Consider the following 12,100-nt stretch of genomic DNA (forward strand, 5'->3'; position numbering starts at 1 on the left):
GTGCACCCCCCTTGTTTGCGAAATGGCAGGCCCGCGATGAAGGCCCTCGACATCGAAGCCGTGCAGGCCTTCGTGCGCGTGGCCGACCTCAAGAGCTTCACGCGCGCGGCCGAAGCCATGGACAGTGCGCAGTCGGCCGTGAGCCTCAAGATCAAGCGGCTCGAAGAGGTGTTGGGGCGACGCCTGCTCGAACGCACGCCGCGCTCGGTGCGGCTTTCGGCGGAGGGGTTGGCCTTCTTGCCATCGGCGCGCCATTTGCTGGCCGCGCACAGCGGCGCGCTCGAATCTTTCGGCATGCAGCCGCGCCGCCTGGTCGTCGGCATCAGCCACCACGTCGTGGGTGCGGAGCTTCCCTTGCTGCTGCGGCAGATGAAGGACGCGGAGCCCCGCGTGGTGATGGAGGTTCGCGTCGCGACCTCGCGCGAACTGCTCGATGCCTTCGACCGCGGGCTGATCGATGCCGTCGTCATCCTGCGGCACGACAGCCGGCGGCTCGATGGCGAGTTGCTGCTTGAAGAGAAATTCGGTTGGATGGCCGCACCCGACTTCGTGCACCGCTCGGGCGAGCCGTTGCGGTTGGCCACGCAAGCCGAGCCGTGCAGCGTGCGCAGCATGGCGGTTGCCGCGCTGGCCGAAGGCAAGGTGCCGTGGACCGAGGTGTTCGTGGGCGGCGGCGTGCTCACGGTGGGCGCCGCGGTTTCGGCAGGGCTGGCGGTGGCGGCCCTGGGGCGGCGCGTGGCACCGCCAGGAACCATCGACGTCGGGCCGGCGCTGGGCTTGCCGCCATTGCCGTCGCGCGAGGTGGTGCTGCACACCGGCGTGTCCGATCCGCAGGGGCGCAGTGCGCTGCGCTCGCTGTCGGCGGCGATTCGTTCGACGGCGGCGTAGCCGCTGCGCAAGGGCACGCGGCTACGTCGACAGCAGGCGATGCACCGCCATTGCCGCCAGTGCGGCAAGCCCGCAGATCGATGCGGCAGCAACGCCCAGGCTTGCGAGATGACCCAGCAGTATTTCCGTGCGGCGGGATGAGCGGTCGTGGGTCATTCGAGTCGGCCGATGCCCGGCTTCGCAAGGTGCAGCACTTCGTAGGTCGTGGCGCCGTCGACATGCGCTGGCGCGCGGGTCGAGAGCGTGAAGCGGACCAGCCGCCAGCTCGCGAGATCGAGTGCCGTCCAGACGGCGACGGTGTCGGGTCGCACCGCCCGTTCGCGGTTGCCTTCGGCCTCCGTCGCTTGAAAGGCGGTGCGGTCCATCGCCGCATCGAGCACGCGTTCCTCGCGAAGGAGCGAATGCGCATGCTGGGCGCTATCGGTGCCAGCGCGCGCATCAAGCGGCAGCCAGGTTTCCACGCGCGGCCGCCCGAAGGAATCGATCACGCTCTGGAAGCGCTCGCCCATGAGAAAGCGCACTGCTGCCGCCGAATCGAGCCAAAGATAGACCGAGGCATAAAGGTGCCCCGTGGCGCCGTGCCGGCCGCGTTCCTGCGCGACGATGGCCTTGAAGGCGAGGCCTTCCGTGTCGTCCCACAGCGGGCCCCGGCGCGCCGCGCGCTGGCGGATCGTCTGCATGTCGTAGTCGGCCGGCAGCCTGTGCGAATACTGCATCGCGAACATCGTGTCGCTCCTTGTCGTGAATGGAGCAGACAAGCTTGCGCGCGTGCGTGCACCAGGAGAAGAGGGCGCGCGATATAGCTGTGATTCGTCGGCGCAATGGCTGGCGTGGCTGGCCAGGGGCCTGCGCCTTTCCCCGCTGCGCGTGTCCGGCTATGCCGAGTGCGACGGCACGCGATGCACCTGCCGGCGTCGACGCAGCGCCAGCCACCACAGCAGCGCCGCATTGATCGCCCAACTGCCGGCAAGCAACAGCAACGCCGTGTGGGCCACGCCGGGCGATAGGCCCAGGGTCAGCAGGCTGAGCGACCACGGAAGGCCGCCCAGGATGGCGATGAGCATGCCCACGTCGCTTTCCGGCGCGAGGGCGCAGGCCACGATGCAAATGACGCCCACGATCGTGTAGATCGACGCTGCAAGGCGCCATCCGGAGAGCTGGAACGACCGTGAATTCGCGGTGGGCATACCGCAAGCTTCGCCGATTGCGCGATTCGGTGTGAAGGCCTTCAGCGCGTAGGGATGTAGTGCTTTGACGATGGTTGCTGGGGCGGGCCCGGCAACCGGTTTTCAGGCGTGTTTATTTCTTCTGCCTGTCACTTGAAGGCGCCACCATCCGCGCATGACAGGCCAACTGATCTCCATCGCCCTGACCGTGGACCAGCACGACGGCGGCGACTATTTCTGGGTATTGCTCGAATCCTTCGACCACTCGATGGAGTTCGAGCCGCTGCTGGAAGCGGCTGCGGGTTTTTCCACTTACGCCGATGCCTTGCAGGCAGGCTATGCGGTGCTGAAGGGCTTGTCGGAAGACCTGAACATCGGCCCTCGGGAAGAGCGCGACGATCCGGTCGAGGCGGCCGACGACAGCGCCTTTCTGTAGCACACCGCTTGGGTTGAGGCCGTACGTGCGGTGATCGCCGTGCGGCGGTCGGCGCCGTATGCGGGGCGGGCTATGCTCGCGGCAGTTTTTGCGCCACCGAACTGCCTGCCATGAAGAAATCCAAGCCCCCGAAGAAGACGAGCACCTACGACATCAAGAAGCAGTGGCATTGGGGCCGTGCCATGCGGGAGCTTCGCATCGCCGACTTCCTGAAGGACGGCCGGCTTCTCGTTCCCGGCGAGTACACAGGGGAGGGCCCCGCCACCGACGACGGAACTGGCGCACTCCGGACCGTGGGAGGCATCCAGGTCGGTGCCGCCGATTACGCGACGGGAATGATGTGGGTCGGCCGCAAGCTGCGAGAGGGCGATCTGCCCGCGAAGCCGGCCTCGCAGGCATAGGGTAAGTCCTCGCGATTTTTGTCTCTTGCAGGTCTATCTTGGGTTCGTGACCCACTGCAGGAGACGATCATGCTGATGGTTACGAAAGTGGTTGCAGCGGGGGTGACCGCCCTCGCATTCGGCGGTGCGCCCTCTCCGAACAACGGCGTTGCCGACCAGTACCGTCCCGCCGAGCCGGTCGTTGCCGCGCAGGCCCATCCAGACGCGCAGTGCCCGAACGGATGCAATGTCTGGCGCCTGATTTACGACGGGCGCTGACGCTCGCCGGCGTTCGATCAAAAGCGGCCCGTTGCCGCATGGGTCCGCGTTGGCTTGCAATCGCTCGACAGCGGCATCGAATGGCGGTGTCGAGTCAACGATCAAGGCGCGGAAGTGGGTAGAATCCGGCCTTCCCCGGTTTGCAGAAACAGCGGCTAAGTCGTTGATTTGCTTGGAATGTCGCCCTGCATTGGAAACAGACGGCCGAAAGCTCGAAGGCTTTCGCACCCGGCCAGGCAAGCCTCTCCAGCTTTCGCTTGCAGCTTCTCTGTCCAACCCGGAATCTGCCCGTAGCTCAGTTGGATAGAGCACCTGCCTTCTAAGCAGGTTGTCGGGGGTTCGATCCCCTCCGGGCAGGCCAATTCAATGCCAATGTGAGACGCGGTTTGCCGTCAATCGTCAGGCCCTGCATACCCTTCGAAGACATGCGCATCGTCGGCACAGCCAGCCACGAATCACGAAGCGCCGGAAAGAAAATCAGACCCCGAAAAGCAAAATGCCTGCAACGACATGAGTCATTGCAGGCATTCACTTTTTTTGGTCGGGGCGAAAGGATTCGAACCTTCGACCCTCTGGTCCCAAACCAGATGCGCTACCAGGCTGCGCTACACCCCGACAAGCCTTCTATTCTAGCCCGGATATTGACCCGATTCAGCGTTTCTCGTACTGAGTCTTACCGAAAAGAATCTCGCGCTCCTTGTCGCCGGTGATCGGCTGGCGCAAATCGGCCAGCACTTTCACGCCGCGCTGCACGGCGGGGCGTGCGGCGATGCCGTCGAACCAGGCCTTCAGATGCGGGAAGTCGGTGAGGGTGATGCCCTGGTTCTCCCAGCTGCGCAGCCAGGGGAAGATGGCGATGTCGGCAATCGAATAGGTCTTGCCGGCGATGAACCTGTTCTTCGACAGCTGCTTGTCGATCACGCCGTAGAGGCGCCGCGCCTCGTTGGTGTAGCGGTCGATCGCATAGGCGATCTTCTCGGGGGCATACATGCGGAAGTGGTGCGCCTGGCCGAGCATCGGACCAACGCCGCCCATCTGGAACATCAGCCACTGCAGCACGTCGTAGCGCTCGCGATCGCCGGTGGGCAGCAGCTGGCCGGTCTTGCCGGCGAGGTAGACGAGGATGGCGCCCGACTCAAAGAGCGAGATCGGCTTGCCATCCGGACCGTCGGGGTCGGTGATGGCGGGGATCTTGTTGTTGGGGCTGATCTGCAGGAACTCGGGCGCAAACTGGTCGCCCTTGCCGATGTTCACGGGGTGCGCGCGGTAGGGCAGGCCGCACTCCTCCAGCATGATGTGAATCTTGTGGCCGTTCGGCGTGGGCCATGAATAGACCTCGATGGGCGATGCGGACATGTCGCGGGCTCCGGTGGGTGTGGATGTGATGCGAGCGCGCAGCATATACGCGCGAATCCACCCGCGTGCAGGCGCGGGAATTGGCCCACCGCAAGCCTTTTCAGCCGACCTGTTTCTCGTGTGCGTTGCACCACATCCAGGCTTCACCGGGCTCGATGGACTGGATCACCGGATGCCCTTCGGCCTTCGAGTGTCGGGTTGCGTGGCGGTTCTTCGATGAGTCGCAGCAACCCACGTGGCCACAGTGCACGCACACGCGCAGATGAACCCAGGTGTCGCCCGTCTTCAGGCAGTCTTCGCAGCCCTTCAGGGTGTGAGGCTGGGCAATGGTCGAGGGCACGTGGTCGCAGGCTTTGATGGGCACCGGGAGGCTCCTTGTTGCAGGGGATGTGGGAGACGAATGAATGAACGGCTTCAGGCAACAGCCGACGCCGAAGACAGATGCTGGTGGATCAGCGCGACCGCCGCAGCGCCTTCGCCGATGGCACCACCCACGCGCTTGACCGAGCCCGAGCGCACGTCGCCCACGGCGAACACGCCCGGCACGCTCGATTCGAGCGCGGTGGCCGGCCGCGCCGGAAAGCCGCTGCTGGCCTCGGTGCCGGTCAGCACGAAGCCGTGCTTGTCGACCGACACGCCGCAGCCTTCGAGCCACGATGTCTCGGGTTCCGCGCCGACGAACAGGAAGATGTTGCGTGCCGGGCAATCGTGCTCGTTGTCCGTCGTGTGGCAGCGCCACGTCGCACCCGTAAGGCCTTCGTCCGAACCGCCATGCAGGCGCACGAGTTCGGTGTGCGGCTGCAGCGAGATGTTGGGCGTGGCCTCGATGCGATCGATCAGGTAGCGCGACATGCTGGCTGCCAGCGACGGTCCGCGCACCAGCACGTTGACCTTGGCCGCGTGGTGCGACAGGAACACCGCCGCCTGGCCGGCCGAGTTGCCGCCGCCGACCAAGGCCACTTCCTGATTCGCGCAGATCTTCGCCTCGATGGCCGATGCCCAATACCAGATGCCGCGGCCCTCGAATTCGGCCAGCCGCGGCACGCCGGGACGCCGATAGCGCGCGCCGCTGGCAATGACCACCGTGCGCGCGTTGATCGTGCGGCCATCGGCCAGCGCAACGGACAGGCTGCCGAGCGCGTTGTTGCGCGAGCAGTCCAGCGACACGACCTTGGCCGGGATCAGCATCTCGACGCCGAACTTCTGCGCCTGCACGAAAGCGCGGCCCGCCAGGGCCTGGCCGGAGATGCCGGTCGGAAAACCCAGGTAGTTCTCGATGCGCGCGCTGGCGCCGGCCTGGCCGCCGAAGGCGCGGCAGTCGAGCACGATCACGCGCAGCCCTTCGGAGGCTGCGTACACGGCGGTCGCCAGGCCGGCCGGACCGGCGCCGACCACGGCCACGTCGAACAGTTCGTCGTGCGCCACGGTATCGACCATGCCGAGGCAGCGCGCCAGCGCGTCGTCGCCCGGGTTCACCAGCACCGAGCCGTCGGGGCAGACGACGAGCAGCTGGCTGGCGCCGTACTGCGCGAGCAACGCCGCAGCATCGGGGTCTTCGACCGCATCGACCACGTGATAGGGATAGCCGTTGCGGCGCAGGAAGTTCTCGAGCCGCGCCATGTCGGGCGACTGCGGCGGGCCGATCAGCACAGGGCCGCTGGCGCCCGATTCGATGAGCGCCACCCGGCGCAGGATCAGCGCGCGCGTGATGCGTTCGCCCAGGTCGGCTTCGGCCACCAGCAGCGCGCGCAATTGCGCGGGCGACACCAACAGTGCCTCGACGTCTTCGTCGGCGTGGCCGTCGACCAGGGCAGGGCGGCCGCTCAACTGTCCGACTTCGGCCAGGAACTCGCCCGGCCCCTGTCGAACGATCGGCACCACATGGCCCAGGCCATCGCGTTGCGTGACAGCCACGATGCCTTTGAGCAGCACGAACATGCCGGGGCCGGTTTCGCCAGCGGTAAACAACCGCTCGCCGCGCGCAAAGCGCTGCACGCTGCCAAAGCGTGCAATGCGCGCAATCTCGGTGTCACTGAGGACCGGGAAGGTCTGGTGAAGGCGGCTGTTGCCGGTGTTGCTGATGTCGATGGGCATGGGCTGACACTCCGTTTCGCGAATCCAGCGCATTAAACGCCGAAGCCTTGCCGACGCGTTGTAACACCGTCATGTGGCTGCAATGTTCCTGACATGCCGGCTTCATCGCAGGTGCGGAGACTCCCTCGGCAGAAAGGGTTCCCCATGAAAGAACTGCCCAACCCGACGTTTCCGCTTTCGCAGATCGGGCTGCGCGCGGCCTTGTGGCCCGCTCCTGCAACCGGCGCCTCGACGGCAGCCCGCACGTCGGTGCCCCAGGCCCCGGCCGTCATTCTTCCGCCGGTCATCGAGTCCAAGCAAGGCATCACGGTGGGCTGGGCCCGCCACCTCGACGACGTGCGCGCCGCCCAGCGCCTGCGCTACGACGTATTCGTCGGCGAGATGGGCGCACGGGTTTCGTCGCCGCTGGCCGGCCACGACATCGACCTGTTCGACGACTTCTGCGAACACCTGCTGGTGCGCGACGAATCGACGCAACAGGTGATCGGTACCTACCGCGTGCTCACGCCGGCACAGGCCCGCCGCGTGGGCAGCACCTACAGCGACACCGAATTCGACCTGACCCGGCTGCGCGACCTGCGCGAGCGCATGGTCGAGCTGGGCCGCAGCTGCGTCCACCCGGACCATCGCCAGGGTGGCGTGATCCTGGCGCTGTGGGGTGCGCTGGCCGGTTTCATGCACCGCAACAAACTGGACACCATGATCGGCTGCGCGAGCATCCCGATGTCACACAACGGCGTGACGAACGGCGACGCGGCCGCCAGCATCTGGCGTCAGGTGTCGGCCAAGCACATGGCGCCCATTCAATATCAGGTGCAGCCCCGCCTGCCGCTGCCGGTCGAACGGCTCGACAGCACGCTCGACGTGGAGCCGCCGGCGCTCATCAAGGGTTACCTGCGCCTGGGCGCCAAGGTGCTGGGCGCACCGGCCTGGGACCCGGACTTCAACGCCGCCGACTTGCCGATGCTGATGCGCATCGACGATCTGCCGGCGCGCTACCGCAAGCACTTTCTGGGCGCATGAAGCCAGCGGCCGCCCGGCCCGACACCGGGCCGCTTGCTTCTTCCCCGGCGGGCGCCAGGCCGTCATCGGCCGGCACAGGGGCGTCACAAGAATGTCATGCAACTGTCACAAGCGAGGCTGACACTGTCATATTTCAGCCTACGTGTTCTCCCGTGCCGCTTGCATCAGAATCAGTGCCCATGCCATCCGCCCCCGCAGACCTGTCGCCCGACGTCGCGGCGCCCACGTTCACGCTGCTGGACCGCGATCACAGCATCCTGTCATTCAATGAGCGGGTGCTCGACTGGGCGCATCGCCCCGAAGTCCCGCTGATCGAGCGCCTTCGCTACCTGTGCATCGTCTCGTCGAACCTCGACGAATTCTTTGAAGTGCGTGCCGCGCCGCACCTGATTGCAGGCAGCGCCGGTGACCACAAGGGAACCTACACCGTCGAGTCTTTCGAACGCCTGGCCGAGGCGGCCCATACGCTCGTGGCGCGCCAGTACGCGCTGTACAACGACGAGTTGATGCCGACCTTTGCCAAGCACGGCATCCACATCATTTCGCACGGCGAGCGCAACCCCGCGCAGCGCAAGTGGGTCAGCGAGTATTTCGAGCGCGAAGTGCGCCCGCTGCTGATCCCGGTCGGGCTGGACCCGGCGCACCCGTTCCCGCAGGTGGCGAACAAGTCGCTCAACTTCATCGTGCGGCTGGGCGGCAAAGATGCGTTCGGGCGCGAGAACCCGATCCAGATCGTCAAGCTGCCGCGCGTGCTGCCGCGCCTGATCCGCATGCCGGCCAAGGTGTCGGACGGCAAGACGCTGTTCGTGGCGCTGTCGAGCGTGGTGCGGGCGCACCTGTCGAGCATGTTCCCGGGCCGCGAGGTGGGCGACTTCTCGCAGTTCCGCGTGACGCGCCACTCCGACCTCGCGGTCGACGAGGAAGACGTCAAGAACCTGCGCACCGCGCTGCGCCAGGGCCTGCAGCACCGCCATTACGGGCAGGCCGTGCGGCTCGAGGTGTCGGCCAGTTGCGCCGAATCGCTCGCCAGCTTCCTGCTGGCGCAGTTCAACCTGCCGCCGGAGGCCCTGTATCGCGTGCACGGGCCGGTGAACCTGGCGCGCCTCACGCAACTGATCGACCTGATCGACGAGCCGCAACTGCGTTTTCCGCCGTACCCGGCGTCGTATCCCGTCACGCTGTCGCCGGCCCAGTCGTTCTTCGAGCGGCTGCAGCGCGGCGACGTGCTGATTCACCAGCCCTTCGAGAGCTTCGACGGCGTACTCGCCTTCCTGCGCGAAGCCGTGCTCGACCCGCAGGTGCTGGCGATCAAGCAGACCATCTACCGCACCGGCGCCGACTCGGAGCTGATGGACCTGCTGCGCGAAGCCGTTCGCCGCGGCAAGGAAGTCACTGTGGTGGTGGAGCTGAAGGCGCGCTTCGACGAAGAGGCCAACATCAACTGGGCCGAAATGCTCGAGTCGATCGGCGCGCAGGTGGTGTATGGCGTGGTGGGCCTGAAGACCCACGCCAAGATGCTGCTGGTGACGCGGCGCGAGGGCAAGCAGATGCGCCGCTACGGCCACCTGTCGACCGGCAACTACAACCCGCGCACCGCGCGCCTGTACACCGACATCAGCCACCTCACGGCCGATCCGATGCTGACGGCCGACATGGAGGCCGTGTTCGTCCATCTGGCAAGCCAGAGCCGGCTGCCCAAGCTCAACCGCATGTGGCTCGCGCCCTTCGACCTGCACAAGAACCTTGTCACGCAGATCGACGCGCTGGGCGTGGCGGCCGCGAGCGGCCAGCCGACCCGCATCGTCGCCAAGATGAACGCGCTGACCGATGACGAGATCATCGGCGCGCTGGTCCGCGCGGGGCAGAAGGGCGTGAAGATCGATCTCATCGTGCGTGGTGCCTGCACGCTGCCGGCGCAGGTGCCGGGGCTGACCGACAACATCCGCGTGCGCTCGGTGATCGGCCGCTTCCTCGAGCACTCGCGGGTCTTCTACTTCCGCAATGGCGAAGACGAGTCGCTCTACCTGTCGAGCGCCGACTGGATGAACCGCAACATGATGCGGCGCGTCGAACTCGCCTGGCCCGTGACCGACCCCGGGCTGCGCCAGCGCCTCATCGACGAATGCCTGGTGGCCTACCTGCACGACGGGCGCGATGCCTGGGACCTGGGCGGCGACGGCATCTACACGCGCGTCAACCACGACACGCATGCGGGCGAGGCGGGCGCTTCACCTGTCGTCGAGGCGCATGGCGCACAGGCTGCCCTCATGAACCGCTATGCATCGCGAGGGCATCATCGTGATGCAAGCAGCAACTGAAGACCGAAAGACGATGACCATGGACTTGATCTTCTGGCGTCATGCCGAAGCCGAGGACTGGACCGAGGGCTGCGACGACATGCAGCGCTCGCTCACCGCACGCGGCGAGAAGCAGGCCAAGCGCATGGCCAGCTGGCTGGACCGCCAACTGCCCGATGGCACGCGCATCATCTGCAGCCCCGCGCGGCGCTGCGAGCAGACCGCGCTGGCACTGGGCCGCAAGTACAAGGTGCGCTCCGAGCTGTCGCCCGAGACCACGGCCGAGGCGCTGCTCGGCGCGGCCGGCTGGCCCAACGGCAAGTCGGTGGTGCTGATGATCGGCCACCAGCCTTCGGTGGGGCAGGCGATCTCGCTGCTGCTCGGCCTGAAGCAGGACAGCTGCCCGGTGCGCAAGGGCGCGCTGTGGTGGATTCGCACCCGCGAGCGCGACGGCGACGTGCAGACCGTCGTGGTGACGGTGCAGTCGCCCGAGCTGCTCTAGCGCGCTGCCTTAACCCTCGCTCAGCTCCACGCGCCAGTTGCTGGTCTTCTGCCAGGCCAGCACTTCTTCGCGCAGCAGGTGCGCCGACTGCGGATAGGCCTCGGCCCAATCCGGCGCGCAGGCGATCGTGAACGCCCGCGCGCCCAGCGCCGCAAGGTGCAGGGCTTGCGGATCGGGATCGCGGCGCGCGTGGCACAGGATCACCGCCAGGCGCAGCGCGAGCAGTTGCATCACGAAGGTTTCGTCGTCCAGCGCCACCTCGAGCTTGCGCAGCTTGCCGCGCTGGCCCAGCACGAGCTGGCCGAGCGCATGCATCTCGTTGACGGCGAAGCCGGGCGCATCGGTGTTGTCCAGGATGTAGGCGCCGTGCTTGTGATAGTCGCTGTGCGAGATCTGCGTGCCGATCTCGTGCAGTTGCGCGGCCCAGCCCAGCTTGCGCAGGGCGCGGCCGGCACGGCTCGAGGTGTTGCCGCCGCGCGCCGCGGGAGACAGCTGCAGGAACAGGGTCGCGGCCGTTTCGCCGACGCGCTTGGCCTGCGCCGCATCGACGGCGAAGCGATTGGCCAGCCGCGCGACCGTGGCGGTGCGCATGTCGGCCACGCTGTCGTCGCGCTCCAGCAGTTCGTAGAGGACGCCGTGGCGCAGCGCGCCCTGGGCCACTTTCATCTCGGTGATGCCGAGCAGGTCGAACACCGCGCGCAGCACGCTCACGCCGCCGCCGATCACGGCCTTGCGGTCTTCGCGCATGCCGTCGATGCGCAGCTTGTCGGCGCTGCCGGCCTTGAGCAGGCGGTCGAGCAGCCAGTCGAGGCCTTCGCGCGTGACGAGGCCGGGTTCGGCGCCGGCGGCGGCCAGCACGTCGCCGACGGCGCCGATGGTGCCGGAGGCGCCGTAGGCCACGTCCCACTGGTCGCGCGTGTAGCTGGCCAGTGCGTCGTCGAGCACGGCCTTGGCCGCGACCTCGGCGGCGCGGAAGGCGGGCAGGGTGAACAGGCCTTCGCCGAAGTGCTTCATCGACCAGGCGACGCTGCCGACGCGGTACGACTCCATCCGCTCAGCTTCCAGTGCGTGGCCGATGATCATTTCGGTGGAGCGCCCGCCGATGTCGATCACCAGCCGGCGTTCGCGGTCGGAGGCGTCGGTGTGCGGGAGCATGTGCGTCACGCCCTGGTAGATCAGGCGGGCTTCTTCCCGGCCCGGGATCACATCGATGCCAAAACCCAGGATGGTGCGCGCGCGCAACAGAAATTCTTCGCGGTTGCGCGCTTCGCGCAATGTCTGCGTGGCCACGGCGCGCACCTGCGAGCGCTTGAAGCCGGCCAGCCGTTCGCCGAAACGCGCAAGGGCGTCCCAGCCACGCTGCATGGCCTCGGGCGTGAGGTTGCGCGCGCTGTCCAGGCCGTTGCCCTGGCGCACGGTTTCCTTGAGGTACTCGGTGCGGTGAATCTGACCATGGTCGACCTGTCCGATTTCCAGCCTGAAGCTGTTCGAACCCAGATCGACCGCTGCGAGGCGGGTGCCGTTTTGCATTGTGTAGTGAGGAGGGCGGTTCTCTGATCGTAGCGCCGTGACAGAACGCGCCGTCGCCCAAGTGTCATCACGGGGAGGGTTGGAGACTAGGTGCGGCGCATGACGGTTGTGTGACAGCGTCACACAAACCGATGGGGAGAAGACGGCAT

14 protein-coding genes and 2 tRNA genes are annotated in these 12,100 nt (G+C 66.8%); 8 read left to right on the top strand and 8 right to left on the bottom strand.

Annotation, left to right across the window (positions count from 1 at the left end):
* Positions 1-36 precede the first annotated feature (36 nt).
* Positions 37-888, top strand: coding sequence for a LysR family transcriptional regulator (locus ACGLHS_RS14590; protein WP_394480671.1), 852 nt, complete (start codon positions 37-39; stop codon positions 886-888).
* A 21-nt stretch (positions 889-909) separates the two neighbouring features.
* Here the strand turns inward: ACGLHS_RS14590 and ACGLHS_RS14595 are convergent, their stop codons facing one another.
* From ACGLHS_RS14595 to ACGLHS_RS14605, 3 genes are all read right to left on the bottom strand, one after another.
* The gene (locus tag ACGLHS_RS14595; RefSeq protein ID WP_394480673.1) at positions 910-1,044 is read right to left on the bottom strand and encodes a hypothetical protein; all 135 of its coding nucleotides are present in this window, start codon (positions 1,042-1,044) and stop codon (positions 910-912) included.
* Positions 1,041-1,613, bottom strand: coding sequence for a DUF4865 family protein (locus tag ACGLHS_RS14600; RefSeq protein ID WP_394480675.1), 573 nt, complete (start codon positions 1,611-1,613; stop codon positions 1,041-1,043). Before ACGLHS_RS14600 ends, ACGLHS_RS14595 begins: the two co-directional genes overlap by 4 nt.
* Positions 1,614-1,763: 150 nt before the next feature.
* Positions 1,764-2,075, bottom strand: coding sequence for a hypothetical protein (locus tag ACGLHS_RS14605; protein ID WP_394480677.1), 312 nt, complete (start codon positions 2,073-2,075; stop codon positions 1,764-1,766).
* A gap of 154 nt (positions 2,076-2,229) precedes the next feature.
* On the opposite strand from ACGLHS_RS14605, the gene ACGLHS_RS14610 reads away from it, so the two are divergent.
* From ACGLHS_RS14610 to ACGLHS_RS14625, 4 genes are all read left to right on the top strand, one after another.
* Positions 2,230-2,490 (top strand): hypothetical protein, encoded by a 261-nt coding sequence (locus tag ACGLHS_RS14610; protein WP_093240859.1) that lies wholly within the window; start codon positions 2,230-2,232, stop codon positions 2,488-2,490.
* Between the two features lie 110 nt (positions 2,491-2,600).
* On the top strand, positions 2,601-2,891 hold the full coding sequence (locus tag ACGLHS_RS14615; RefSeq protein WP_093240857.1) for a hypothetical protein: 291 nt from the start codon (positions 2,601-2,603) through the stop codon (positions 2,889-2,891).
* Positions 2,892-2,960: 69 nt separating this feature from the next.
* Entirely contained in the window at positions 2,961-3,149 is a 189-nt protein-coding gene (locus ACGLHS_RS14620) for a hypothetical protein (protein ID WP_394480680.1), read from the top strand.
* A gap of 284 nt (positions 3,150-3,433) precedes the next feature.
* A tRNA-Arg gene (locus ACGLHS_RS14625) sits at positions 3,434-3,510 on the top strand.
* 177 nt (positions 3,511-3,687) lie between these two features.
* On the opposite strand, the gene ACGLHS_RS14630 is transcribed toward ACGLHS_RS14625, so the two are convergent.
* The 4 genes from ACGLHS_RS14630 to ACGLHS_RS14645 all read right to left on the bottom strand — a co-directional run bounded on the left by ACGLHS_RS14630 (position 3,688) and on the right by ACGLHS_RS14645 (position 6,599).
* Positions 3,688-3,764, bottom strand: a tRNA-Pro gene (locus ACGLHS_RS14630).
* Between the two features lie 36 nt (positions 3,765-3,800).
* Positions 3,801-4,505 (bottom strand): glutathione binding-like protein, encoded by a 705-nt coding sequence (locus tag ACGLHS_RS14635; protein ID WP_093240853.1) that lies wholly within the window; start codon positions 4,503-4,505, stop codon positions 3,801-3,803.
* Positions 4,506-4,605: 100 nt separating this feature from the next.
* The gene (locus ACGLHS_RS14640; protein WP_394480683.1) at positions 4,606-4,869 is read right to left on the bottom strand and encodes a UBP-type zinc finger domain-containing protein; all 264 of its coding nucleotides are present in this window, start codon (positions 4,867-4,869) and stop codon (positions 4,606-4,608) included.
* A gap of 50 nt (positions 4,870-4,919) precedes the next feature.
* Positions 4,920-6,599 carry an FAD-dependent oxidoreductase gene (locus ACGLHS_RS14645; protein WP_394480685.1) on the bottom strand — a complete coding sequence of 560 codons (1,680 nt, stop codon included), beginning with the start codon at positions 6,597-6,599 and terminating at the stop codon, positions 4,920-4,922.
* A 144-nt stretch (positions 6,600-6,743) separates the two neighbouring features.
* Between ACGLHS_RS14645 and ACGLHS_RS14650 the strand changes: the two genes are divergently transcribed.
* From ACGLHS_RS14650 to ACGLHS_RS14660, 3 genes are read left to right on the top strand one after another with little or no spacing between them, the layout of a single operon-like run.
* Positions 6,744-7,622, top strand: coding sequence for a GNAT family N-acetyltransferase (locus ACGLHS_RS14650; RefSeq protein ID WP_394480687.1), 879 nt, complete (start codon positions 6,744-6,746; stop codon positions 7,620-7,622).
* Positions 7,619-9,940 carry a polyphosphate kinase 1 gene (gene ppk1, locus ACGLHS_RS14655; protein ID WP_394480689.1) on the top strand — a complete coding sequence of 774 codons (2,322 nt, stop codon included), beginning with the start codon at positions 7,619-7,621 and terminating at the stop codon, positions 9,938-9,940. Before ACGLHS_RS14650 ends, ppk1 begins: the two co-directional genes overlap by 4 nt.
* Before the next feature lie 19 nt (positions 9,941-9,959).
* Positions 9,960-10,421: a histidine phosphatase family protein gene (locus ACGLHS_RS14660; RefSeq protein WP_176801147.1), complete on the top strand. Its 462-nt coding sequence runs from the start codon at positions 9,960-9,962 to the stop codon at positions 10,419-10,421.
* Positions 10,422-10,430: 9 nt separating this feature from the next.
* Here the strand turns inward: ACGLHS_RS14660 and ACGLHS_RS14665 are convergent, their stop codons facing one another.
* Positions 10,431-11,951 carry an exopolyphosphatase gene (locus ACGLHS_RS14665; RefSeq protein WP_394480691.1) on the bottom strand — a complete coding sequence of 507 codons (1,521 nt, stop codon included), beginning with the start codon at positions 11,949-11,951 and terminating at the stop codon, positions 10,431-10,433.
* Positions 11,952-12,100: the final 149 nt, after the last annotated feature.

Source organism: Variovorax sp. VaC1 (assembly GCF_043658315.1).
In the GTDB taxonomy this organism is placed as follows: domain Bacteria; phylum Pseudomonadota; class Gammaproteobacteria; order Burkholderiales; family Burkholderiaceae_C; genus Variovorax.

Coding starts and splice junctions, on each gene's coding strand:
- ACGLHS_RS14590 (WP_394480671.1), top strand. CDS start 37: ATGAAGGCCCTCGACATCGAAGCCGTGCAGGCCTTCGTGCGCGTGGCC.
- ACGLHS_RS14595 (WP_394480673.1), bottom strand. CDS start 1,044: ATGACCCACGACCGCTCATCCCGCCGCACGGAAATACTGCTGGGTCAT.
- ACGLHS_RS14600 (WP_394480675.1), bottom strand. CDS start 1,613: ATGTTCGCGATGCAGTATTCGCACAGGCTGCCGGCCGACTACGACATG.
- ACGLHS_RS14605 (WP_394480677.1), bottom strand. CDS start 2,075: ATGCCCACCGCGAATTCACGGTCGTTCCAGCTCTCCGGATGGCGCCTT.
- ACGLHS_RS14610 (WP_093240859.1), top strand. CDS start 2,230: ATGACAGGCCAACTGATCTCCATCGCCCTGACCGTGGACCAGCACGAC.
- ACGLHS_RS14615 (WP_093240857.1), top strand. CDS start 2,601: ATGAAGAAATCCAAGCCCCCGAAGAAGACGAGCACCTACGACATCAAG.
- ACGLHS_RS14620 (WP_394480680.1), top strand. CDS start 2,961: ATGCTGATGGTTACGAAAGTGGTTGCAGCGGGGGTGACCGCCCTCGCA.
- ACGLHS_RS14635 (WP_093240853.1), bottom strand. CDS start 4,505: ATGTCCGCATCGCCCATCGAGGTCTATTCATGGCCCACGCCGAACGGC.
- ACGLHS_RS14645 (WP_394480685.1), bottom strand. CDS start 6,599: ATGCCCATCGACATCAGCAACACCGGCAACAGCCGCCTTCACCAGACC.
- ACGLHS_RS14650 (WP_394480687.1), top strand. CDS start 6,744: ATGAAAGAACTGCCCAACCCGACGTTTCCGCTTTCGCAGATCGGGCTG.
- ppk1 (WP_394480689.1), top strand. CDS start 7,619: ATGAAGCCAGCGGCCGCCCGGCCCGACACCGGGCCGCTTGCTTCTTCC.
- ACGLHS_RS14660 (WP_176801147.1), top strand. CDS start 9,960: ATGGACTTGATCTTCTGGCGTCATGCCGAAGCCGAGGACTGGACCGAG.
- ACGLHS_RS14665 (WP_394480691.1), bottom strand. CDS start 11,951: ATGCAAAACGGCACCCGCCTCGCAGCGGTCGATCTGGGTTCGAACAGC.